The organism is Leptospira interrogans, assembly GCF_900156205.1.
In the GTDB taxonomy this organism is placed as follows: Bacteria; Spirochaetota; Leptospiria; order Leptospirales; family Leptospiraceae; genus Leptospira; species Leptospira interrogans.
In genome coordinates this window covers 240,051-263,187 of the sequence record NZ_FTNA01000002.1, presented here as the reverse complement: position 1 = coordinate 263,187, position 23,137 = coordinate 240,051, and the positions used below count along the sequence as shown (strand labels likewise).

At 34.7% G+C, this 23,137-nt stretch carries 22 protein-coding genes and 1 pseudogene; 8 read left to right on the top strand and 15 right to left on the bottom strand.

Annotated features, from left to right (window positions below):
* Positions 1–1,250: 1,250 nt before the first annotated feature.
* Positions 1,251–1,550 (bottom strand): hypothetical protein, encoded by a 300-nt coding sequence (locus BW942_RS02740; protein ID WP_000433870.1) that lies wholly within the window; start codon positions 1,548–1,550, stop codon positions 1,251–1,253.
* Positions 1,538–2,443 (bottom strand): lipoyl synthase, encoded by a 906-nt coding sequence (gene lipA, locus BW942_RS02735; RefSeq protein WP_001068719.1) that lies wholly within the window; start codon positions 2,441–2,443, stop codon positions 1,538–1,540. Before lipA ends, BW942_RS02740 begins: the two co-directional genes overlap by 13 nt.
* A 99-nt stretch (positions 2,444–2,542) precedes the next feature.
* Between lipA and BW942_RS02730 the strand changes: the two genes are divergently transcribed.
* From BW942_RS02730 to BW942_RS02720, 3 genes are read left to right on the top strand one after another with little or no spacing between them, the layout of a single operon-like run.
* On the top strand, positions 2,543–3,283 hold the full coding sequence (locus tag BW942_RS02730; RefSeq protein WP_001053850.1) for a pseudouridine synthase: 741 nt from the start codon (positions 2,543–2,545) through the stop codon (positions 3,281–3,283).
* Entirely contained in the window at positions 3,280–4,698 is a 1,419-nt protein-coding gene (locus BW942_RS02725) for an MBOAT family O-acyltransferase (RefSeq protein WP_001009415.1), read from the top strand. Before BW942_RS02730 ends, BW942_RS02725 begins: the two co-directional genes overlap by 4 nt.
* 13 nt (positions 4,699–4,711) lie before the next feature.
* Entirely contained in the window at positions 4,712–5,758 is a 1,047-nt protein-coding gene (locus BW942_RS02720; protein WP_000725565.1) for a DUF1574 domain-containing protein, read from the top strand.
* Positions 5,759–6,909: 1,151 nt separating this feature from the next.
* Here the strand turns inward: BW942_RS02720 and BW942_RS02715 are convergent.
* The 6 genes from BW942_RS02715 to purN all read right to left on the bottom strand — a co-directional run bounded on the left by BW942_RS02715 (position 6,910) and on the right by purN (position 11,720).
* Positions 6,910–7,185 (bottom strand): hypothetical protein, encoded by a 276-nt coding sequence (locus tag BW942_RS02715; protein WP_000021495.1) that lies wholly within the window; start codon positions 7,183–7,185, stop codon positions 6,910–6,912.
* 154 nt (positions 7,186–7,339) lie between these two features.
* Positions 7,340–7,984 carry a fructose-6-phosphate aldolase gene (fsa, locus tag BW942_RS02710; protein ID WP_000424879.1) on the bottom strand — a complete coding sequence of 215 codons (645 nt, stop codon included), beginning with the start codon at positions 7,982–7,984 and terminating at the stop codon, positions 7,340–7,342.
* 179 nt (positions 7,985–8,163) lie between these two features.
* On the bottom strand, positions 8,164–8,895 hold the full coding sequence (locus BW942_RS02705) for a hypothetical protein (RefSeq protein ID WP_001217817.1): 732 nt from the start codon (positions 8,893–8,895) through the stop codon (positions 8,164–8,166).
* 30 nt (positions 8,896–8,925) lie between these two features.
* Positions 8,926–9,552 (bottom strand): hypothetical protein, encoded by a 627-nt coding sequence (locus BW942_RS02700; RefSeq protein ID WP_000394962.1) that lies wholly within the window; start codon positions 9,550–9,552, stop codon positions 8,926–8,928.
* Positions 9,553–9,554: 2 nt separating this feature from the next.
* Positions 9,555–11,090: a bifunctional phosphoribosylaminoimidazolecarboxamide formyltransferase/IMP cyclohydrolase gene (gene purH, locus BW942_RS02695; protein WP_000614725.1), complete on the bottom strand. Its 1,536-nt coding sequence runs from the start codon at positions 11,088–11,090 to the stop codon at positions 9,555–9,557.
* A 3-nt stretch (positions 11,091–11,093) separates the two neighbouring features.
* On the bottom strand, positions 11,094–11,720 hold the full coding sequence (gene purN, locus BW942_RS02690) for a phosphoribosylglycinamide formyltransferase (RefSeq protein WP_000212325.1): 627 nt from the start codon (positions 11,718–11,720) through the stop codon (positions 11,094–11,096).
* 413 nt (positions 11,721–12,133) lie between these two features.
* Between purN and fliS the strand changes: the two genes are divergently transcribed.
* Genes fliS through BW942_RS02675 form a run of 3 tightly spaced genes read left to right on the top strand, consistent with a single transcriptional unit; the run spans position 12,134 to position 13,487 of the window.
* Positions 12,134–12,586 carry a flagellar export chaperone FliS gene (gene fliS / locus BW942_RS02685; RefSeq protein WP_000050477.1) on the top strand — a complete coding sequence of 151 codons (453 nt, stop codon included), beginning with the start codon at positions 12,134–12,136 and terminating at the stop codon, positions 12,584–12,586.
* A gap of 5 nt (positions 12,587–12,591) precedes the next feature.
* Positions 12,592–13,011 (top strand): hypothetical protein, encoded by a 420-nt coding sequence (locus BW942_RS02680; RefSeq protein ID WP_001281703.1) that lies wholly within the window; start codon positions 12,592–12,594, stop codon positions 13,009–13,011.
* Complete coding sequence (locus tag BW942_RS02675; protein ID WP_000893412.1) at positions 13,005–13,487, top strand: hypothetical protein; 483 nt, start codon at positions 13,005–13,007, stop codon at positions 13,485–13,487. Before BW942_RS02680 ends, BW942_RS02675 begins: the two co-directional genes overlap by 7 nt.
* Here BW942_RS02675 and BW942_RS02670 read toward each other — a convergent pair.
* Genes BW942_RS02670 through BW942_RS02660 form a run of 3 tightly spaced genes read right to left on the bottom strand, consistent with a single transcriptional unit; the run spans position 13,474 to position 15,179 of the window.
* Positions 13,474–13,971: an LIC11661 family lipoprotein gene (locus tag BW942_RS02670; protein WP_000827044.1), complete on the bottom strand. Its 498-nt coding sequence runs from the start codon at positions 13,969–13,971 to the stop codon at positions 13,474–13,476. The two genes, BW942_RS02675 and BW942_RS02670, sit on opposite strands and share 14 nt — an antisense overlap.
* Entirely contained in the window at positions 13,968–14,522 is a 555-nt protein-coding gene (locus BW942_RS02665) for an HNH endonuclease (RefSeq protein ID WP_000352015.1), read from the bottom strand. The genes BW942_RS02670 and BW942_RS02665 overlap by 4 nt, the downstream gene beginning before the upstream one ends.
* Positions 14,523–14,573: 51 nt before the next feature.
* Positions 14,574–15,179 carry a DedA family protein gene (locus tag BW942_RS02660; RefSeq protein ID WP_000395055.1) on the bottom strand — a complete coding sequence of 202 codons (606 nt, stop codon included), beginning with the start codon at positions 15,177–15,179 and terminating at the stop codon, positions 14,574–14,576.
* A 123-nt stretch (positions 15,180–15,302) separates the two neighbouring features.
* On the opposite strand from BW942_RS02660, the gene BW942_RS02655 reads away from it, so the two are divergent.
* Positions 15,303–16,448 (top strand): deoxyguanosinetriphosphate triphosphohydrolase, encoded by a 1,146-nt coding sequence (locus BW942_RS02655; RefSeq protein ID WP_000273947.1) that lies wholly within the window; start codon positions 15,303–15,305, stop codon positions 16,446–16,448.
* Positions 16,449–16,539: 91 nt separating this feature from the next.
* On the opposite strand, the gene BW942_RS02650 is transcribed toward BW942_RS02655, so the two are convergent.
* The 4 genes and pseudogenes from BW942_RS02650 to BW942_RS02630 form a co-directional block, all read right to left on the bottom strand.
* A complete protein-coding gene (locus BW942_RS02650) occupies positions 16,540–17,271 on the bottom strand; it encodes an LA_2272/LA_2273 family lipoprotein (RefSeq protein ID WP_000700129.1) in 732 nt (243 codons plus the stop codon).
* A 67-nt stretch (positions 17,272–17,338) separates the two neighbouring features.
* Positions 17,339–18,098, bottom strand: a pseudogene (locus tag BW942_RS02645) (LA_2272/LA_2273 family lipoprotein).
* A 536-nt stretch (positions 18,099–18,634) separates the two neighbouring features.
* A complete protein-coding gene (locus tag BW942_RS02635; protein ID WP_000037912.1) occupies positions 18,635–19,759 on the bottom strand; it encodes a cysteine desulfurase family protein in 1,125 nt (374 codons plus the stop codon).
* Positions 19,734–21,014 carry a hypothetical protein gene (locus BW942_RS02630; protein WP_000959052.1) on the bottom strand — a complete coding sequence of 427 codons (1,281 nt, stop codon included), beginning with the start codon at positions 21,012–21,014 and terminating at the stop codon, positions 19,734–19,736. The genes BW942_RS02635 and BW942_RS02630 overlap by 26 nt, the downstream gene beginning before the upstream one ends.
* Positions 21,015–21,147: 133 nt before the next feature.
* Here BW942_RS02630 and BW942_RS02625 point away from each other — a divergent pair, with 133 nt between their 5' ends.
* Complete coding sequence (locus tag BW942_RS02625) at positions 21,148–23,136, top strand: tetratricopeptide repeat protein (protein ID WP_001070615.1); 1,989 nt, start codon at positions 21,148–21,150, stop codon at positions 23,134–23,136.
* Position 23,137 lies beyond the last annotated feature (1 nt).

The following is a 23,137-nucleotide window of genomic DNA, read 5'->3' as shown; positions in this document are numbered from 1 at the left end:
TTTTTTTGTACATGCTCAAATTCTCGTTGGAATTAATTCTATTTAAAGATCCCATAATTTAACATTTTATTCCTTTGTTTGCGGTTTTAAAATGTACATTCTTAAAAAATATCGTAGTAAAATCGAATTTTCAACAATTCTAATAATAGAGTTGTTGAAAAATTAATTCTCTATCTTGTTTCTGTTTCATGAAATGCTCGATTGAAGCAGTTTGCTAATTGCCGCTATATTATTTTTCAATAATTCTAATGTTTTTATCGTAAAACCAGAAGATTAATCTTTTAAACGCGAAAGGTTTATTGTGGATTTATTATATAAAATCATTTTTCATTTTTGTGATAGTCGTAAAACAGTGACTATATGCAAAAATTTGATTGAACGAGTAACTTTTTAATTTTATTGCTCAAGAACCTGCATCATAAAACATCCAATGCAAATAGTTTATACTTCAATAATATAAATTCAGAGTGAGAGAATCTTGACGAATGCTTGATCGGCATTCAGAGACGCTTTAGTTTGAAAGAGTGTTTAATCGCTGCTATGAAATTTTTTAACAACTCTAATAATGTGGATTCTGCGTAAGAAAATTTGGGCGAATTCGGTGTCACTTGGCTGAGTTTTCAGATCCAATTAATAAATTGTATGAAAAAAACGTAATACTGCATTTCGTCTTAAGTTACAATTTAAAACGTGATTTGTCGAACGACCTGCAGCGACCCGTAGGAAGCATCACCTTACCCACAAGTTGAATAGGATTTTAGAATCAGAATGAACTCAACAGAACGGGCTTTCTATGGATCGCCGTTCTGGGCTCAAAAAGGCACATTTTTCAAGTGTTCCTACAAGAATGAGTCTTTTTACTTGCAAAAAGTATGTTTTTCTGATAAAGAAAACCTTTTCACCTCCTCCCCCACCCAAAAATAAGGAAAACTCAACACAACGCTCTATGAATCGCGTTGGAAAACTCAGCACAACGCTTTCCTATGGGTCGCGTTGTGGGATGGGAACTAAGTTTTACAGAGGATTTGTCGTAATTCCGACGATAGATCTTGAGATCCAATTATTTGTGGATAAGGTTATGATAGGAAGTGATGCATTGAGTTCAGGGAGTGAGACGCTTTAGTTCCTTCAAACGACCTGCAGCGACCCGTAGGAAGTGATGCATTGAGTTCAAGAAGTGAGACGGATTTAGTTTGAAAGAGTGTTTAATCGCCGCTATGGGATTTTTCAATAACTCTAATAAAATGAGATTAAATATCGAATCTCTGGTTCCAGAGTAAATCAATGGATTCTAGAATTTCTTCCATATCGATGAGCATAACTTTTTTTTTCCAATGAAGAATCATTTTATTTTTTCCAAATCGATTGATTTCCGCCCAGTGAGCTTCCAGATCCGGAATCAAATTGATTGTTTTTTCTAAAAGCTCTTTAATTTCAGATCTACTAATCGGAGTTTCTCTGTTAGAAAGAAATCGAATTATGGAGTGATAGATAAGTTTTTTAATTTCTTCGGAAGGCGGACCTAGGTGAGAATTTTCTACGGGTTCCATGAGATTTGTTCGTCCGCGTGATAAGAACTTCTTACAAGGGGTCCTGAAAAAACTCCCTTAAAACCGATGGACTTTCCGTATATTCGTAAATCCTTAAATACTTGGGGAACTACGTATTCTTTTACGGGAAGATGAGTCGAAGTCGGTTGTAAATACTGTCCCAGTGTCAAAAGGGAAACTCCAACACTTGCAAGATCTTGCATGCATTCTTTTACTTCTTCTAAAGTTTCTCCCATACCCAAAATTAAACCACTTTTTGTCAGAAATCCTCTTGCAGAAGCAATTTTCAAAACGTCTAAAGAACGTTCATATCTTTTTTGAGGAGCCACTTCTGGAAAAAGTCTTTTTACCGTTTCTAAGTTATGATTGAATATATCAGGATTACATTCAAAAATAATTTCTAAAGCCTCTTGTTTTACTTTCAGATCTGGAATCAAAAGTTCTATTTTACAATCTGGAAGTCCTTTACGGATTTCTTTTACGGTTTTTGCAAAATGAGCTGCGCCTCCGTCTTCAAGATCGTCTCTATTAACCGAGGTAATGACTACGTGTCTGAGACCTAAAGCGATCGAAGATTCTGCTATCCTTTTAGGTTCTTCTGGATCCAGAGGAAAAGGTTTTCCAGAAGCTACGTCACAATAGGAACAACGTCTTGTACAAATATCTCCACCTAACATATAAGTCGCTGTTTTTCTGGACCAGCAGTGATTTAGGTTAGGGCAAGAAGCGCTTTCGCAAACTGTATTGAGTTTTTTTTCTTCTAGAGAATTTCTTACAATTGCGACAGGGTTATTTTTTGGATCAGGAAAGGCGAGTTTTACTTTGAGCCAATCTGGTTTTTCAGGAGCATTTTGAAGAGAATGAGTACGAGGTTTTTTTTTAAGAGGATTCATACAATTCTATACTTTTTACGTGATAAATGGCAAAGTCTTTCCTTCTATCCTTTGAATATTTGTAAAACCGGTCAACGAAAGTTTTAGGTAGAAGATTTTTTGAATCTTTCTGAAATGGAAGAATTCATGCAGCATTTAGAGATTCGATTGAATCGTTTTCTTGCAGATTGTGGTCTTGGTTCTCGTAGAAAAACGGAGGAACTGATTCAAAAGGGTCATATTGAGATTAATGGTAAACGAGTGACAAACTTGGGGACAAGGATTGATCCCGAAATAGACGTAGTGTCTTATTTAGGAGATGTAGTAAAACCAATTGTAGAATCTAAAAAGATTCTAATTTTTAATAAACCCATTGGTTATCTTTGTTCTCATGCAGATCGTTTTCACGAAAAAACGATTTTTTCCCTTTTGCCTTCTGATTATAAAAACTTTAAAATTGCAGGACGTCTAGATCTCAATTCAAGGGGACTTTTGATCTTAACCAACGACGGTGCATTGGCTCAAAAAATTACACATCCTTCTAACGGTTCAGAAAAAGAATATCTCGTGACCTTAAAACACGATCCGGGAGAAAAGTTGATTCAAGCCGCTTTTCAAAAAGGGATTTTGGATGCAGGAGAAATTCTACATGCAAAGATGGTTAAACTCGTCCCTGGAAAAAAATGTGTCTATCGAGTGATTTTAGAAGAAGGAAAAAAAAGACAGATTAGAAGGATGTTTCGGTGGTTTGGGGTGAGTGTGGTCGATCTTCAAAGAATTAGAATCGGTCCGCTAAAATTAGAAAAATTTAATTTGGAAGAAGGGCAATACCTTCTGGCCGAAACTGGAATTTGGAAATGAATTTTATAAGTATTGAATTTCTTTTATTTTTTTTAGTGTTTTATCTGCTCTATTGGAATATTCCAGCAAAGAGTAGAAAGTATCTTTTGATAGTAGGGTCCGCGTTTTTTTATTCCATATTTAGTTTAAATTTTTTATTTCATCTCATTTTAGTCGTTCTAATCAATTGGTGTTTATATAGATATTTTTATGAAAAGTTTTGGTATGTTAAATCCGTAGTTGTATTTAATCTTTTGAATTTAGGTTTATTCAAATATTTTTATTTACTTATGGAGTTTATCGGTTTTATATTTTCGATTCCGACGCTTCAAGAAAAAACATCTTTAGATGTTAAATTTTCGGCTTTGTTTGGATTGGCAGGATTTGAAGTAATTCTTCCGGCAACGATCAGCTATTACACGTTTCAATTGATTTCTTTTGCGGTGGATTCTAAACGGGAAAATTTTGATAAAAAGGTTTCTCTGACTGGATTTTTTTCTTTTCTCTTTTTCTTTCCGGTAATGATTGCGGGACCGATTCTAAGATTTGATCAAGTTAGAAAACAATTTGAAAATCCTACGATGACCCCTTCTAAATTGATAGACGGTTTATGGCTTTTTTTAAGAGGTTTGGTTAAAAAAGGATTGTTATCGGCTGCTATTCTTCCACTGATTGCGCCTGTATTTTTATCTCCAAAAGACTATTCAGGAATTGCACTTTTACTGACTTGTTTTCTTTTTGCAGCTAACCTTTACTTTGATTTTTCGGGACTTACTGATATGGCAAGAGGGATCGGAAAATTGATTGGATTTGAATTGCCCGAAAACTTTAAGGCACCATTTTTCTTTCAGAATTTTGGAGATTTATGGCGTAGATGGCACTTAACGTTTTCTCTTTGGATACGGGATTATATTTATATTCCGTTAGGTGGATCCAGAAAGGGGGAGTTTAAAACATCGATTAACTTGATCGTAACGTTTATGTTAGGCGGGCTTTGGCACGGAGCTAATTTAAATTTTTTGATTTGGGGTTTACTCACCGGAATTTATCTTTCTTTGGAAAGATTGTTTGAAGTTCAAAACTGGAAAGTATTTCCAGAAATTCCATATATAAAACCGATTTTACGTTATTTATTTGTGCTTTTAGTCTATTCCATTTCTTGGACTTTCTTTTTTACTCCGAATTTCAATTCTGCAATTTCCTCTATCGTAAGAATTTTGACGTTCCAAAAGGGACAGTCTTTAACCGGACTTGAAACCGGAATGTATATGCTGTTTTTCTTATTCTTATTTCACGTTTCGGAAGAATGGCCCGAAAGGTATTCTGTTCCAGAAAAATGGAGAGTTGGACTTTTACCAATTTTAGGACTTCTAATACTTTTTATTATGGTTGGAATGAATGCAGGGAATGCAGACTTTTTCTACTCTAGATTTTAACGGATTCTAATTGATGAAAAAAATTTATATCTATTATCCCATTTTATTTCTTGGGTTTGTGTTTTGTTTAGATAAAGTATTTACTCTCGAATATTTTCAGAAGAATTTTATTCAGGCTGGAAACACTGTCTATTATACTCAAAGAAAATCACTTTTTGAAAAGTTGATTCGCGATAAAGATTTAGAAGTTAAATCTTTGGCGCTTGCTTTTGGAGATTCTAGGGCTTATCCATATTCTTCTATGGGAATTGAACAGAAATTACAAAAAGATTGGGTGTTGTATAATTTTTCGGGTCCTCAAGCGGTTCCAGCTTATGGTCTTTATTGGTTTGAGAAAATTATCAAACAAGGTCTAAAACCTAAATTAGTATTTTATGTAGTAAGTCCAGAGGGTTTTGATGATACCAAAGGAATTTTTTACGATCCATTTTTAAAATATGGAGCGGATGACGATTTCTTGCTTAAATATATGGATCAGATTTCGTTTGAAGATCGTAAGAAATTATTTTTGGATCGACTTTTTGCTGTTAGGCGAATCAACCCGGATCTAAAACTTTTTATAAAAAGATTCCAGGAGAAAAAACTTTCTGAATACGATCCTGCGTTTAATACTGATTATATGGTTCTCAATTTGAAACGTGGAGAACAATTTGCTTACACAACTTTTGTGAACGATCCCGATCGTTTAGAAAAAGACGCGGTGAGAATTCGAAATTTATATCTTTCTACGTTTATTCTTGGAACAACTCAGTTCTTTTTTGTAGAACAATTTCTGAAATTGGCAAAAGAAAATGATGTAAAAGTTTATCTCATTTGGCCAAAAGTTTATGAAACTTATCGAAAACGTTATTATGAATTAGAAATGGAAAAAAGCTGGTGGCCTAAAATTGAAAATCTTGCAAAACGTTATTCTGCCGTTCCTGTGGATCTAAATACACAAACTTCTTGCGATTTATTCTACGACGCGTCCCATCAATCGATTATGTGTTTTTTAGAATCTATGAAATTGATGATAGACGATTATTACGGTTTTAAAAAAATTCCTTTATATCATCCCTAATTCGTTTATGGAACTGTCACATTCGTTATAAAACTCTAGATAATATAAAAATCGGTCCCAAAATTTTATAATAATCATATTTAAATTCTGATAAAATCTGTTAGTTATTATAGAAATCGTAGTATTTACTGTTTTATAATATTATAGTTTTCGTATGAGTTTCTGCAATTTTAGAGTTTATTTGTAAAATCGCGATTTATAAGAGTTCCACAAATTATGGTAATTTTATGTCTCTCAGCGATTTTATTTGGGTTTATGGGTTTTATAAAATTAAAGTATCTAACTGTTTATCCCAAAATATTGTTTTACATAAGCTAACGCGAGTACGGCGTAAAACACTCATGATTCTGAAATAAGTTGAAATCTGAACTTTATAGATGGATTTTTAAAGTGTGGGAACTATCACAATTTAAAAATAGAAATTTATAACAATTGAATCTATCGTACTCAAGTGTAAGAACTTACACAAAACTAGGTTTATCCGTAAAATGATGTGTGAGAACACTCCAAACCATGATTTTACGTACAAATTCTAAAATTGTAGGAACTCATACTTTTAGAAAAATTTTTCTCAGTCAAACTCACGTTAAGATAAAACGGATTTATTAGTTCACGTAAACTATTACTCGGACCTATAAAAACAATACCAAAAATTAACAATCGATTTTATCAAAGATGTGGAAGTCATTCAAAAAATGGTGTTAACCCGGATTTGTTGATTTTTTAAAGGAGATCCACATTCTAACTTTTAAAACAAGTTCGTGGTATAGTATTATTTTCATGCGTCTGAGTAGTAAATGTAATTCAATGCCATCGCTTCCTGAATGCAGATCCTTAGAAAGGGGCATCTGCTGAGTTTTTTTGGTCGTTCGAAGTAACTCAGTATCTCTTTTCTATGGTCGCTCGACAGATCGCGTTTTATAGTAAATTGAAAACCAAAGAGGAAATATTGTATTACGTTTATTTTATGTAGTTTATTGACTGGAGCTGGAAGTGCACGCCGGATTCGCCAGGACTTTCTTACGTCGTGTCTATCACGTTAACCTAATAGCGAAGATCTGATTTAAAGATATTTTAAGTTTTATAGAGTTTTCTCTAAAATAGTTTTTAAGAATATTCTAAATTTCTTCAAAAATACAATGAATTCCTTTCTACTTAAGAGAGGTGATTACGAGGTTTAGAAATGTTTCTCTGTCTTTTTTTGTGGAAATTCTAAAAGAAACAATCAATCCGTTTTCGGTCTGAACAATTTCTACGTAAAAAGACCCATGGTTATCACTAAGTCTAAACTTAAGGTTTTCTGGTTGAAATTTGTTTTGTAGAGAAGTTTCTAAAAGAATATAATTTCCATTGTTCAAAATAGAAGTTTCTAAAATTTGAATTTGCTCTATTGTCAGTCTGGTAGAAGTGTGATACTCGATACTCACGATTGATACTTTTTCTTAGGATTTTCTGATAGAGATGCAAATTAGAGTTTTAGAAAATTAAAAAGAACCTTTTTAAAAGTATGTATTTGGGTTAAAAATTGTGATCCTAAAATTCGCACGATTTAGAAAATTCTAAAATCGTGCGTCTGTTTAATTACCACTTTAGTTTTTTAGAATCTTCTAAAAATTTTTCCAGACCGATGTCGGTTAACGGATGTTTGAAAAGTTGTAAAAACGCAGAATGGGGCATTGTCGCGCAGTCTGCACCTCTGAGTGCAGATTCTTTTAAATGTATTGGGCCACGAATGGAAGCTGCTAAAATTCTAGTGTCGTATCCGTAATTATCATAAATTTCTCTAATTTCGGAAATGAGTTCCATCCCGTCCCAGCTAGTATCATCCACTCTACCAATAAACGGAGAAATAAAGGTAGCTCCCGCTTTGGCTGCAAGTAAAGCTTGAGGTGCGGAAAAACAAAGAGTTACATTTGTAGGAATATTTCTTTTTGTTAATTCTACGACTGTTTTGAGTCCTTCCGGAATCAAAGGAACCTTGATCACTACGTTTTCGGCAATTTCTACGAGTTCGAGTGCTTCTTTCATCATTCCATCGAATTTTGTAGAAAGTACTTCCGCGCTCACTGGGCCAGAAACGATCGAACAAATTTCTTTGATTACTTCTTTAAAACTTCTTCCAGACTTTGCGATCAGAGAAGGGTTGGTTGTGACTCCATCTACAAGTCCGTAAGATGCAATTTCTTTAATTTCATCTACGTTTGCCGTATCTAGATATAATTCCATCTATAAGCTCCATAAAAATAGGATGCTTAGATCATGGTTAAAAAGCTGGAGTAAGGTCAATAGAATTTTCTTTTATCCAGAAACAACACTTCTTAAATTCAGCATCTCATTTCCTGAACTACAGATCAGCATTCAATTCACGATTCAACTCAAGTATAAAATTCTATGAGTTGTAAAGTTTATGGAATCAAATCTCGGAGTGTTTTGATTTCTTCTGCGTTGAAAAATTCTTTATATTCTTTTTCGATCTGAAACTTGATCGAAGAACTAAAATAATCCACTCTTCTGGTAAAAGGCATTTTTTTATAAGCCTCTTTCCATTGAACTACATACCCACCCCGAGGAGGAGATTGTTTTTCATCTGTTTTTTCCCAAAGAACCGCTCCTCCGATTTTATTCTCAGCCAAAGATTCTTTTTTAGGTTTTCCATATTTTTGTTCTAACTTCTGTTGTACTTCTTTGCCTGGAAGATAACGAAATAAAACTCCTACGGAAAATAAAACTCCGGGAGCAGAATGATTTTCTTCTTCTATCTCTGATTTGTTTTCGGTAGTTGGTTGTCTTTGATCCTTGGGTCTGGATTCGGTTACAATTTTAGGAGTAGAGTAGAAACGATAAGAATATAAAATCCCATTTCTGCGAATTAGAAGAGTCTTTTCTTTGTCTTCGTAGACGATTTCCACCTTCTCATCGTTTTGTGGATTTGTGGAAAGAGATAAAAATTTTTCGCGTAAGTTCGCATAACTTTCTCCCCAAGAAGATTCTGCAAACCCTTCTAATAAATTGATTGCCTGTTGGGTTGTATTTGTTGGTTGTCTCCGGTTTGGTGTTGGAGTTTCGTCTGGAAGTTGTGCAAAAAGTTCGGCTGTAGAAATTAGAAATAAACAAAATAAAAGTGCAAAAATTCTCATATTCTACCTATCGGCAATTTTTAGAGAAATTTATTCAGAATCTTCCTGGAAAGAACGGTTTTTCGAACCTGAAAATTGGATTCCTCCGATTTTTACTTTTCCGTTCCAACGTAGAACGAGTAAAACCGCAATGATAGATATATTCGGAAAAACGAATAAAAACGAAATTTCATGAAATAACCCGTAAACCGCAAGATTAGAGGCGATTACCGAAATAGAACATCCGCTTAGAATGGCGACTTCTTGTTCTAAAAATAGAACTAAAAAATGATTTGGATTTGTGGAAGGAAGATCTTTCAGAACTAGTTCTACAAGAATTCCATACGTAGTGAGTAGAGTTACCGGCAACAGAAATGATAGAAAAAAATAATTTCCAAAGGAATCTGCGTAATGAGGAGCACCTATCATTCCTCCTAAAAGTGTCCAAAGGTAGGAAACAAATGCAGAAACAAAAAATGCAATTCCAGCATATTGTAGACTTCCACCGGATTCTAAAAGTTTGATAAGTTCGTTTGGAACGATTCGTATCCAATCGACTAACTCTAATCTTTCAAAAGATTCTCTTCCGGATAAAAAGAGAAGTTTAAAGTAATAACTTGCTAAGACGAGTAAGATGGAAACAATTCCAAAAAAGATTAGATAAAGTAGAAATTCCATAATCAGTGTCTAAAATGCCTCATTCCAGTAAAAACCATAATCAGTCCGTGTTCGTCTGCGGCTTGAATTACTTCCTCGTCTCGGACAGAACCACCTGGTTGAATGATCGCTTTTGCTCCTGCTTTTGCAAGTGTGTCGATTCCATCTCGGAATGGGAAGAATGCGTCGCTTGCAACATAAGAACCTACTACGGAAAGACCTACGTTCAGCGCTTTGTTGGCGCCTAACTGCACTGAGTCGACTCTGGACATTTGTCCCGCTCCGATTCCTAGAGTTGCATTTTCTTCCGTATAAACGATTGCGTTGGATTTGATAAAACGAACACAAGACCAAGCAAACATCAAACCACGAATATCATCGGGAGAAGGTTGTTTTTTAGTGACTACTTTTAGATCTTTTTCAGTGATTGTTGTATAATCTCTATCTTGTATAAGCAAACCGTGATGGATCGGTCTTAAATCCAACTCATCAAGGGCTTCTTTGAAATCTTGGATTTCTATTAAACGAATATTTGGTTTTTTAGAAAATACTTCCAGAGCTTCTTGAGTGAATTTTTGAGCGATCACTCCTTCTACAAAGTTTTCAGTGATCGAAGTCGCCAATTCTCCGTTTACTTGTCCTTTAATTCCTATTACTCCACCAAATGCGGAAATAGGATCGGTTCTTCTTGCAAGTTGAAATGCTTCTAATGGATTGTCTGCATAAGCAATTCCACAAGGATTGAGATGTTTGATGATACATACTGTATTTTCGGGAAGAAGGCTAGAAATATGAAAGGCAGCGTCAAAATCTAACATATTGTTAAACGACAACTCTTTCCCTTGTAGAGGTGAAAAATCGCTCTTTGTAAAAAGTGGTTCATAAAATGAGGCGGCTTGGTGCGGATTTTCGCCGTATCTCAGTTTTTGTTTTTTGATAAAGGAAAGATTGAGAACATCTGGAAAAACTTCTCCTGATTGTTTGTAAAACCAGGAAGAAATCGCGGCATCATACATCGCAGTGTGAGAAAATGCTTTTCTCATATAACTCGCTGAAATTTCTTCTGAAATTCCACTGGAGGAGATTAAATTTTGAATTTCCTTGTAATCATTTGGATCAGTGAGCACTAGAGTATGTTTATAATTTTTAGCGGCGCTTCGAATCATAGAAGGCCCACCAATATCTATGTTTTCGATTGCTTCTTCTAATTGAACTTCTGGTTTAGAAACGGTCTTTAAAAAAGGATATAAGTTGACTACGACTAAATCTATTTTAGGAATTTTTAATTCTTCCATTTTTTGTTTGTGAGCAGGATTGGAAATTACACCTAATAGACCTCCGTGAACTTTAGGATGAAGGGTTTTGACTCTTCCATCTAAAATTTCCGGAAAACCGGTGTAATCGTCGATAGCTATGGCTGCAATTCCGTTATCTTTTAGAAGTTTTAAAGTTCCACCTGTGGAAATGATTTCCACTCCGTTTTGGTTTAGAAACTTTGCAAATTCCACTAAACCGGATTTATCGCTGACGGAGATGAGAGCTCTTTTGATTTGTATCATTATTTATCCAATCTTTACCTTTCTATTTTGAATCGTAAGCCTATCCTCGCAAAAATATTGAACCGCGAGTGGTAGTATTTTATGTTCCTCTTTGAGAATCTCTAAAGTCAAATCTCTTTCCGTCATTCCTTCTTCGATTTTCACAACTCCTTGTAAAATGATCGGACCTGAGTCTATACCTTCGTCTACAAAATGAGCGGTGCAACCCGCAATTTTAACTCCGTATTCTAGGGCTTGTTTCTGTGCGTTTAATCCTGGAAAGGCGGGTAAGAGAGATGGATGAATATTGATGATTCGATTGGAAAACGTTTGAATGACTGGGCTCTTAAGAATTCTCATATAACCGGCGGTTACGATGAGGTCCGGTTTGATTTCTAAAAGAAGTTGGAGAAGTTTTGTATGATATTCCGACTTATTCGAAAAAGAAGAGAAGTTTAATACTTGAGAGGTGAGTTCAAATTCCTGAGCAACTTCTAAAGCTTTGGCATCCGGATGATCGCAAATCAGTATTTGTGCGATTCCTCGAATTTTTCCTACTTTGATATTTTGTAAAACTGCTCTGAGATTAGAGCCTCTTCCGGAAGCTAAAAATACGATCTTTTTTTTAGGTTTTGTAAACAGAGTTGCCAATAGAATTTTATCCGTATAAAATCGAATCGTTTTCGAATTTGTAAAAAAATGTAGTTTGGAAAACTTTAAGCGATAATTTGTCTAACCAAAAGTCCATGAAATTTTTGATGTTATAATTTATCCCAGAACGTTAAAAAAAATTGAGTCTGATCTTTTGCTAAGTTCGTAAAAAAATGTGGTAGTTCCCACAGATTAAGTCTCTTCGGAGGATTTAGACGTTTTTGGATCATTTTTTATTGTTTTAGAGTTCCTACATTTTTGCAGTCTAGTTTGCTATTTTTGGATGGATTTTACTCTTTTTGAGTTTCCGAATTTTCAAAACCGTTTAAAGTTTTGAAAGAAACCGCAAGAATGTTCAGACCCAGCATTAAGGAGCCAAACATTTTTGTCGAAAAGTATTTCAGGAGAGATACATGTCACTTGCTAGAAAATCCACAGCGACCGTTGAACAATATAAATCCAACGAAATCTCGACTGTCAGTCAGGGAAAACTGATCGTCATGCTTTATGACGGTGCGATCCGTTTTCTAAATATCGCTCTGGAGAATAATACTCCCCGGAAATACGATGTGGTAAACAATCATATACTGAAAGCCGGAGAAATCGTTACTGAACTTATGCTTGCACTCAATTTAGAACAAGGCGGGGAAGTGGCTAACAACCTCCTAGGAATTTACGTTTATATTAAAAAACGTCTTCTAGAAGCAAATATGAAGAAAGATTCCGAAATCATCCAAGAAATTATTAAATATATGGAAGATCTAAAATCCGCTTGGGAAGAAATCGAGAAAAAAGAGAAATCCAATGTTGTTTCGGCACCTTTCCAAAGTTCCAATCGTGGAAGTGGTTTGTCCATTCAGGGGTGAACTTTTTGTCGGATTTAAATTCAATCCATCCAGATCAAAGTTTAATTGTTCTTTACGGAGATAAGATTTTACTTTTAGATCAATTGATTTCTAATCAGAAAAGACAAATAGAAGTATTTGGTTTTGGAGACGGAGAAGGTGCGGCAAAAATTGAGGACTCTAATTTAAAAATTATTCATCAACTTTGTTCTTTGGATCGTTTGATAGAAAAGACGGAAGAGGCAGTTCCACAAACTTCTCAATTGATCGAACTTACGGAAATCTTGTTTCAAAAGATGGAAGAATCTAGGCTTCTACATTCTCAAACCGAAAAAAAGATGAAGGAAATTCTCAAAGAATATCAGAAAGAATTGAATCAGGTACAAGTTCAGATTCAATTAAAACGCCATCTCAGACAGGACTATTGGAAAACGGGGACTTGTTAGAAAGGGCTCTTGAGTTCCTCGGATTGGAACCAAGTTTCCAGGAAGTAGATTTAAAAGAGCGTTTTTACTTTCTTTCCAAAAAATACCATCCCGATACAGGAGAATTTTCAAATGATTCTCTATTTAAAGAACTGATTGAATACAGAGACGTACTTCAATCTTATTTAATTCAAAAAACATTCAAAAAATCAAATGTTTCTTCTGGACCAAAAAATTTTAACCAAGACGATTATCATATTTATAAATATGCCAGAGAAATCTACGATTCCGCAGTTTATGAATATTATAAAATTACCGAGGGTAATCCTATTTTTTTAAAGGGGGATGAAAATTCCGCATTGCGTAAACTGAGACAATCTCTAGAGATTTCCAAATCTAAATTTGAGGAATTGATCGTTTTGTATCCTCAGAGTATTTGGATTGCAGACGCTAAACACACCCTCGAAAAAATAGAAGTTTGGTTTAAGGAACCCTAAGCGAATTAGAAGGCATAGAAAACACAAAACCAGTAGCGGTTCCGTTTGTGATGCTGACTACCAAAACCTGGGAACGTAGAGTTAGATACTGACCTGAAGTAACAGAGACTTGCATCTTACAGATTCGATTTGTATTTTCCCCGGTTCCGATTGCGGCTAACGGACCTTCGGTCTGACTTAGTTCAATCGAATACTCTAAAGGTTGATTTGGTAAAATATTTAAAATCCCGTTCATACATTCAATGCCTGAATTTAGATCTGCAGGAAATCTAGAATCGTTTTCCGTATTGCCCACGTATAATTTATAACCATCAAATAGAAGTTCCGGATTTCCAGCTCTCAATCTGAGTTCGTATCCAGTTGCAATAGGAACAATACTGATCAAAGTAGGAGGAGTGGAGATCAGACGTGTGGTAGAATAATGAGGACATCCGATAAAAAGAAAAAACATCAGAAATATAAGTAGAAAATAAAGTCGTTTCAAAAAGAAATATACTCCCTCCAGCCAAACTTTTCAGCCTGCTGATCCGTTATTGAAAAGAGTGGAAATCGTAGTTTAGGTGTCACCCGATTTTCTTCCGGTAAATTCCACTTCAATTCTGTTAGAAGTTTATTTCCTTTCCGGGTATTACAGTTTTTACAGGCTGCGACTAAATTTTCCCAAGAATTAAATTCTTTTGGTCTTTCTTTTTTAGGAACGTGTTCCCATCTACTTCTTGGAATTACGTGATCCAATGTAAGTTTAGAACTTGGAAATTTTTTACCACAATATACACAGTGGTAATTATCTCTTTGAAATATGTTTTCTCTGGAAACTTTATCTTTTCTGGGAGGAACTTTATAATAGTCTCTTAAAAGTATGATCCTAGGTGCTGTAAATCTTAGTTTTTCGGATCGAATGAAAAGACTTTTATCATCTTTGATGAGTTGTGCTTTTTCAAGAATAATCAGGATGAGGGCGTCTTTGACCGACCGGATCCCGATGGGGACGTAACCGGCATTCAGCACAAGCACCGGCTGCGCAAGAATGTCCATAACTGGTCAAACAATAATCTGCGCTTGGAAGATGTAAAGAAATTCTCGAGTTTAGGAACGTTTCTTGCGAATCCAATAAACGATTCCAAACAACAAAAAAGCAGTTCCTAAAAGTCCAAATACGAAAAGTTGTCCGTTGTGAACCCAGTCCATGAGCTTATCGAAGTTATAAGCTCCGAAATATCCAAGATAAACCCAAACCGGAACAGAAATAATTGCTGCAAGAAAATCTAAAATTACAAAACGGTAAAATGAAATTCGGTCGGAGGTACCTGCAGTGAGATAAATAGGCATTCTGAGACCTGGCATAAAACGTGCCATAAATGTAACCCAGTTTCCATAGCGAGAAATTTTATCTTGGACTTTGGCAAATCTTTCCGGTGTAACAATTCTAGAAATCATTGGGATTTGAAGTACACGAACCCCATAAATTCTACCAATCAAAAAAACGGAACTGTCTCCAATGAGTACTCCTGCCATTCCAACTAAAAACATAAAATGTGGATCTGCTTTTCCGAGTCCTGCGATGACCCCTCCGGAAACCAGAGAAATATCTTCTGGAACGGGGAGTCCAAATCCACAAAAAATTAAAACCAAAAAGACGGCAATATAACCGTATTCGGAAAATACATTCACAAGAATATTTAAAAATTCCATCTTCTGAGCAGATCCTATTTTTTAGGATTCCAAAGTCAATAAAATGGAATGAGGGTAAAATAGCAGTAAACAAACAAAAAAAGTGGAGGGACTTTTCAGAAAACTCTCTAAATTTTGTAAAACGTGTATTTTTCCAGAGACGATTTGCTTCAAAAAGAGACGGAAACGTTGGCTCCTTATGCTATTTCTAATGCGAATAACGGAGGCCGGATTTACGAAGAAGAGGAACATTCTTATAGACTTCCATTTCAAAGGGATAGGGATCGAATTCTTCATTCCAGTGCATTCAAACGCCTACAATACAAAACACAAGTGTTTATCTTTTCCGTCGGAGAGAATTATAGAAATAGGATGACTCATACGCTTGAAGTTGCGGGGCTTTCTAGAACTATTGCAAGCGCTCTTGGACTCAATTCTCTCCTTTCTGAATCGATTGCCTTGGCTCATGATTTAGGCCACACTCCTTTTGGTCATGCAGGTCAAGAAATTTTATCCGGGCTTATGAAGGATTACGGAGGATTTGAGCATAATAAACAATCCTTAAGAATTGTAACTTCGATTGAAAAAAAATATCCCAATTTTCCTGGACTTAACTTATGTAGAGAAACTTTAAAAGGTCTTATGAAACACGGTGCTGATTATGATTCTTCTGTTATACTTTTGGAAAGAAAGGAAAATGGTCCTTCTTTAGAAGGAATGATCGCAGATCTTTCCGATGAGATCGCTTATACCAATCATGACATTGAAGATGGTTGGGAAATGGGTTATCTTCATTTAGGGGATTTATTGGAAAATCCTTTTTGGAAAGAAGTCTATGAGGAATGTAAAGATCAGTATAAGGAAGTAGGTGAAAAAATTCTAATTCGAACTTCGATTCGAACTCTCACCAATTTTTTAGTTTCGGATTTAATTCAAAATATTGCCCATAGATTGGAAAAAAAACAAATCAAGTCCACCGAGGATTTGGCGCTTCTTTGGAAACAAGATTTTAGAATTGCTTCTTTTTCAAAAGAAGTGGATCTTAAATTTAGAGAACTGAAATCTTTTCTATACGAAAAATTATATCGTCATGAGGACTTGATTCGTATGAGCGATTATGGAAAAAAAATCATAGAATCCTTATTCGATTACTTTTTAAAACATCCTGAAAAAATTCCTGATACGTATAAGGAGAGGATCGAGGAAGAATCTTTATACAGAGTAATCAGCGACTATGTAGCGGGTATGACGGATCGTTATGCGGAGAAAATATATCAGTCTCTTCCTTAATATTTGAAAGTTAGAATGTTTCTCTTTTTTGAACGTAATATAGGAATATATTAATTTTTGAATGTTTATTTTGTAGATTCTGATTGTTTTTTTATTCCGACTGTGGAGAAGGACTGGAACAATAATTTGCGACAAGCATAATTGGGATTGTATTGTTAGGACAATAGTTGATGATTCCGATTTGGAATCCGACGTCTCTACTCGATCCGATATTGACTGCTCCTATACTGAATGCCGAGCCTTCCTGGAGGTTGATGATTCCTAAATTGAATCCTTCTGTATTTTTATTGATCACAGCTACATTTATTCCTTTTGAAGAAAGGTTGATCGCGCCGATCATTAGGCCGTTTGTCTCGTAATTTCCGACTCCAATCGTTAGATAAAAGCCGCCTCTACGTTCATTTAGTTTTATATCCGGAAAAATATTGGTTCCCAAATTGAAAATTCCTACTTGTAAACCGGCGGAATTTTTTTGAGTTCCAGTAAGTAGATTTGCAATGCCTGTCTGAATCTTGAATAATCCGTTTTTTTCAGCCATATTTATAATCGCGAACTGCCATCCATATGTGTTTTTGTCTGATAAATTTACGATTCCGACCTGAGCCCCGATCATACTGTTGTTAACAGAGTTAAAGATTCCTACATTGAGCCCGTAGAGATTTTCTACATTACCATGGATAAGATTCAATCGAAACACTTCGGTTTGCGTTTTAGGAGGAATTTTAATCGTCTTTTCCGAAGTCAAAGCGACTCCACAATTCAACATCGATATTACATATAAAATAAGAAATGCATTTGTGGTGTGTTTAAAATTAATTTTCATAGTAGGACTTTATAAAAAATAAAATGATTGATCAATGAAGTTTTGTTTAATACGAACATTTGTTTGGTCATTCACAATAGTTTAGTCCTATGGTAGTTGAAAACTTTTTTCCAAGGCAAACATTGAGTAATCCGTATTGAATTTTTGATTTTTCAAAAGTGTTAGATAAATTGAGTATTCCAAATTGTACCGTTGACTTCTTGGAGACGTTGGAAAGATTAATTAAGCCAATCTGAGTATCGCCTATTTCTTGATTTCCTATATTAAAAATTCCTAAACTAATTCCTTCTGAATATAAATTTAGAATTCCAAAATTGAATCCAACTACATTCTGATTGTATAATGCGACGTTGATTCCTTTGGATAAAAAGTTGGAGATACCGATCGTTAAACTTCCAGTTTTATAATTTACTAATCCAATCGTAAGTTCTAACCCACTGTTTCGGTTTGTTCCTAAGTTTACAATACCTGCTTGTAACCTAACAGAAGCTCCTTCTATGTAATTTACGAGTCCTACTTGAATTCCTAATAATTTTTCACCCGATACATTTATAACTGCAAGTTGAAGTCCAGTTGTTTGTCCGGTGGATTTGTTAAAAATTCCAACTTGAGCTCCTATCATTCGCCCCTTAATTTCGTTGACGGTCCCGATATTAAGTCCATAGAGATTTTGAACTTCTCCATAAATTAAATCTGAAAAATTCCGAGTTTGTATTGGGAAAAATTTCTAAAGTTGTTTTAGGAGTTAAAGCAAAAGCGCAATGACAAACTAAGAAACAAAAAATAAAAAGATTTATAGAATATAACGTTAAACGGAATCGATTCATAAATTGAATGAAGATCTTTTGATTGAATGAGGGGGTTGTCAATTTCATTTTATGAGTCTGTCCGTCCTAAAATTTAAAAAAGAATAGTATCGAATCAGCAGTATAAGTTTTCTTGTTGTCAGTTCAAAAGTTTTAAGTCGTTTTTTTATTGCTAAAATTTTTAAATGAATTTCCACGATTTAATATTCTGTAGACTATTGTATTTCGATTTCATGTATTTCTTCGATATTTTTTTAAAATAAAAATGTTTCAAAATTGATTGTAATGATAGAAAAAGCAAAGTTGAAATTTTGATTCTGAATATTCAAATATAGTGACTTCAAATTTAAATGTTGCACATTTGATCTTTATTTTACGAATATCATCTCGTATAGATTTTTTAGAAAGAAAAATCAATTCTTTCTATAACGAATTCGATTTGAAAATTTAAACTTTTTAGTGTGATACAAATTTGAACTGAAATTATGTAAATGCTGAAACAGTTCGATATAAGAACACAGAAATCAAAAGCAAAATAACTTTAAAAATTATTTCTTTTACAATGTCAAAGCTTGTAAAATACTTTGTATCTGGATACAAAGTTCGTTCACTTCTTCTTGGGTAGTAAACCAACCGGTCGAAATTCTAATGGCGCGTAACGCTTCTTCTTCCGAAAAACCCATGGATAAAAGAGAAGGTGCAGGTTCTCTAGATCTAGACTTGCAGGAAGAACCTGTAGAAATTACAAAACCTGCTTCTTCCATTCCCATCATAAAAAAGTCAACGTCGTCTGTAGGAAGAATACAAAAAGAAGTAGAAGAAATTCGATTTGCATTTTTCCCTATTATTTTACAATTGCATTTTTCCAAAACGGCTTCAATTTGAGTTTGAAAACATTTTAGAAGTTCGTTTTTTTCTTTTTGTTTTAGGATTCTATGTTTTAGTACTTCAGAAAGTGATAATATAGAAGGAGAATTCTCCGTTCCGGCTCTGTGATTATTTTCTTGATTTCCTCCTCGAAAAATTGCATATTCTTTTTCAGAAATTAAATCGGATCGAATCCAAGTTCCGGAAGCCCCCATCCCTGCTCCGATTTTATGACCAGAAAAAGTAAAACCGTCTAAAAATTCAAAAGGGACTTTGATTTTGCCAAAGGATTGCATCAAATCTGAAAAAAGTGGAACTGAATATTTTTGAGCAAGTAAATAAACTTTTTCCAAAGGCTGAATTACACCTGATTCATTAGCAACTTGTAATATAAAAATCGGTGAAGGATTTATTTTTAAAAGTCCTTCCAGATGATCTAAATCAATTTCACCGGAAGGTAAGGAACGGATTTTTTGAAAATCAAATCCAGCAAATTCTAAAGCGGAATATAAAGAAGAATGTTCTAAAGAAGAAACGATCGCAGAACCAGAAAATTTTCCTCGGATTGATTTTGTAAGTAAATGATTGGCTTCGGTTCCCGTAGAGGAAAAAACAAATTCTTTTGCAGGTTTACTCGTATAAGATTCTAAGGTTTTACGAGCTTCTTCTATTTTTCCTTGACGAGCTAAAGAAAATCGGGTTGGACCGGAAGGATTGTAAAAATCGGAAAAGTAATCGTTTTGAATTTTTACGAGTATATCCGTAAAAGGAGGGTGGGTCGCGTTGTAGTCAAAGTATCGAATCTTCTTCGACATAAAGTTCGTCCGCTTCTTCGTATCTTCCCTTTTTTCTCAAAATGTATCTAAGTAGTTTTTTACGATCTTCTAATAGATCATTTCTTCCTCTACCTGTGACTCTATAAGCTTTGTCGATCGTATAAAGTTCTGTTTCTAGTTGTTGTAATTCTAACAGAGCTGGATCTAGTTGTCCTTTACGAATTTCTGATCGTACGATCATAAGTCTAGATTCAAAAACAGAACCCTTGTCTAAGTAAGTCGATTTAGAAGATTCTCTAAAATAAAAAATTGCCTTATCAAAAAAAATGGGGTCTCGTTTGCCTAATTGATAATTTAACATTCCTCGTTTCATTAGTAATTCATCATATTCTATAGTATTTGGATCGGAAAAAAATAGAAGTTTTTCTAAAACTCCGTCTGCTTCTATAGGAGAAATTGAGTTGAGTCCGGTTTTATAAATTCCAAATGCGAGTATGTTAAGTGCTTTTTTAAAATCGTTTGCATTAACCTTTAGATTTTGATCCGGATCGATTACAAATGAATTCGATTTGATCTGAGACCAAATTCTCATTAGATTTTGTTTTTCGGTCAATACATTTGGTTGTTCTTCTGTTTGATTGCAGGAAAAAAAAGATTTAGGCTTTTGGGTTTTTTCCATCACGATTCGAACCGTTTCTTCCGTATTTCGAATGTAATCCGCGTATGCTAACAATACTTCTTCTGGGCGACAAACTGCTAGGGCAGTTTTTTCAATTTTTTTAGGAACGTTTAGGTCTGGTCCTGAAAAATTCAAAGCCCTTTTATAATAATCTAAAGCTTCTAGTACATTCGGGGCAACTACCTTCCAATAATCTCCCGGATTAAAACTCCCAGTAATAGGACTTCTGGATTGTGTTTTAGTTGAATTTTTTTTATCTTCGGATTCTTCTTCGGTTTTAAATCTCCAGGTCGACATAGAATCGGTCCAAGAAGGTTTATATAAAACCCTATCTATTTCGCTCAAAGAATAATAATACAAACAAGCTTCTCGCATTACATTCAAGTCGGGGATCCGTTCACCTAAATCTTGATAGGTGACTTCTTTTGCTAAAATAGAATCTCCCTTTTTTATAAATTCTTTCGCAGTTTTTGGGTCGTAACCGGGAGATTGAATTATCAGCGCGAGTCGGTTTAGTAAATGGTACCGATTGGGAAGAATCCATGCGGTTGCGATTATCCAGACAAAAAGTAGGAATAATATGTACTTTCTATTTTCTCGAATGTAAGTTAACAAAGTTTTGAACTCTCCGAGATTGGAAAATTGATTCGACTCCTGGACGGATCGATCGCAGAATGAAATTCCGGGCCTGTGAAAGGATGGTTCCTGATAAATGGAACATTCTTTTCAAATCTGTTCCGTTACCTGAATGAATCAAGCAAATATTAAAACCGGTTTCCATTTCGTTTTTTGTATATTTTTGATTTTTGGAATCTGTTTTTTTCCAATATCCGTCTTTTCTCAATCAGAATGTGGAAATTCTCCTCCAGAATATTTTCTTTCTCTTGCATTTGAAAGACAAGCGAATGCTGCAAGAATTCAATCTCAAGAACAATTTCAAGAGGAATCTAAAAAGATTTATGAAGAATCTTTGGAGTATTACAATCGTTACATTCATTGTTCCGAAGAATTACAGAAAGAAGTTTCTCCGGTTTCCAGAGTTGCAAAAGCAAGTGTACATTTTTTCTTAGAACAATTGGAAAATGCTTCCAAAGAAGTAGATGCAGCACTTATTTCCGATTCAAGTTTTAGAGAAGGTTATATTTTAAAGGCTAAAATTTTAATTCGTTTCGGTGAATTTCAAAAAGCGAGCGATTTTTTAGAAACAAACCTAAGTCGTTTTCCGGACGATTCCGATTTTCTTTATCTTTTAGGTACTCTCAACCAAGAACTTAAAAATTATCCGAGAGCAATTCTTTATCTAACTTCTTTGAGCGATACCATTCGAAATCGGGAAGGAAATCCAAAATATAGATCTTTTGTGGACAAGTCTTTGGGGGAGATTTATTTTGCAAACGCACAACCTAAAAAAGCGCTCTATTTTTTAAATTCTTATCTACATCAAAATCCAAGTGATCTTTCTGCAAGACTGACTCTTGCAAAAATCTGGAATCAATTGGGTAAATTCTCTTCTGCCCGCAAAGAGCTAAACAGAATTTTAAAGACTAAAAAAAATCTTTCTTCTGTGGAACATCTTCTTGCGGAAATGTATTTTATAGAAAGTAGAGCGTCAGCATTTGAATATTTTAATATTCTTAACAAAAATTCTAAAATTCCTAAGGGAGGAGTTTTGGAAGGACTTTATTTGATTCTTCAGGGTAAAACTAAGCAGGCGAAAGTCTTGCTTTTGCCTGTAAAAGAAAAATTTCCGAGTCGTTTAGCTGTTAGACTGGCTATGTTAGACGTATATGAAACGGAAAATAACACTTCTTTATTTTTGAAAGAACTCAAAGAAGTAGCCGAACTTGTGTTCGGGATGCAGCAGTTTGAACTTGCGGAAAGAATCGCACAGAGGGCGTTATCGGTGTCCAATAAATCTTCGGAATGGAGTAAATCGGAGATATATGATTTTCTTGCTTCTTGTCATGAACAATCAGGTTATATTTATCGTGCCATTTTGATGTCAAGAAAAGCAGTAGAAAACTCTAAAAAGGAAGAGGAGACTCTTAAGTTTCAATTACATCTTGCGTATTTACTTAGAAACGACCCTCCCGATAAAAAAGAGGAAGCGGAAACACTCATTCGAAACGTTTTGCAAATTCGTCCAGAAATGTCTTATGCTAGATATTTACTCGGGGTCGTTTTAGCTTCTAACGAGAAGTATAAAGAAGCATTAGAGGAATTGAATGTAGCGATAGAAACGGATCCAGAAAATCCGGTTTACTATTTTTATAGGGCTTCGGTTCATGAAAGATTGGAACAACAAGAATTTATGGAAAGGGATTTAAAAAAATCGATAGAAATTGATCCAGGAAATCCGGTTGCATACAATTATTTGGGATATTATCTTTCTGAAAAAGGGGTTCGTCTGGAAGAATCTCTTTCTCTTGTTCAGAAAGCTGTAGAACTCGCACCTGACAATGAGGCTTATCAGGATAGCCTAGGTTGGATTTTTTTCAAACTAGGAAATCACGAAGAAGCACTTTTACATCTTCAACTCGCCTATCAAATTCTAAAAGACAAAGGAGGAGAAGATCCGGTCATTTTAGAACATTTAGGAGACGTTTATAAAGAAAAAAACCAAGGTGGAAACGCGGTCGCTTATTGGGAAAAAAGTCTAAAACTTTTTAAAAAGAAAGAAGATATTTATAGGATTCAAAAAAAAATACAAACCGGTGTTAGACAAAATAACAAATGAG

Coding starts and splice junctions, on each gene's coding strand:
- BW942_RS02635 (WP_000037912.1), bottom strand. CDS start 19,759: ATGTCGAAGAAGATTCGATACTTTGACTACAACGCGACCCACCCTCCT.
- BW942_RS02665 (WP_000352015.1), bottom strand. CDS start 14,522: ATGGACATTCTTGCGCAGCCGGTGCTTGTGCTGAATGCCGGTTACGTC.
- BW942_RS02705 (WP_001217817.1), bottom strand. CDS start 8,895: ATGAGAATTTTTGCACTTTTATTTTGTTTATTTCTAATTTCTACAGCC.
- BW942_RS02725 (WP_001009415.1), top strand. CDS start 3,280: ATGAATTTTATAAGTATTGAATTTCTTTTATTTTTTTTAGTGTTTTAT.
- fliS (WP_000050477.1), top strand. CDS start 12,134: ATGTCACTTGCTAGAAAATCCACAGCGACCGTTGAACAATATAAATCC.
- BW942_RS02740 (WP_000433870.1), bottom strand. CDS start 1,550: ATGGAACCCGTAGAAAATTCTCACCTAGGTCCGCCTTCCGAAGAAATT.
- BW942_RS02650 (WP_000700129.1), bottom strand. CDS start 17,271: ATGAAAATTAATTTTAAACACACCACAAATGCATTTCTTATTTTATAT.
- purH (WP_000614725.1), bottom strand. CDS start 11,090: ATGATACAAATCAAAAGAGCTCTCATCTCCGTCAGCGATAAATCCGGT.
- BW942_RS02720 (WP_000725565.1), top strand. CDS start 4,712: ATGAAAAAAATTTATATCTATTATCCCATTTTATTTCTTGGGTTTGTG.
- fsa (WP_000424879.1), bottom strand. CDS start 7,984: ATGGAATTATATCTAGATACGGCAAACGTAGATGAAATTAAAGAAATT.
- BW942_RS02700 (WP_000394962.1), bottom strand. CDS start 9,552: ATGGAATTTCTACTTTATCTAATCTTTTTTGGAATTGTTTCCATCTTA.
- BW942_RS02660 (WP_000395055.1), bottom strand. CDS start 15,179: ATGGAATTTTTAAATATTCTTGTGAATGTATTTTCCGAATACGGTTAT.
- BW942_RS02625 (WP_001070615.1), top strand. CDS start 21,148: ATGAATCAAGCAAATATTAAAACCGGTTTCCATTTCGTTTTTTGTATA.
- lipA (WP_001068719.1), bottom strand. CDS start 2,443: ATGAATCCTCTTAAAAAAAAACCTCGTACTCATTCTCTTCAAAATGCT.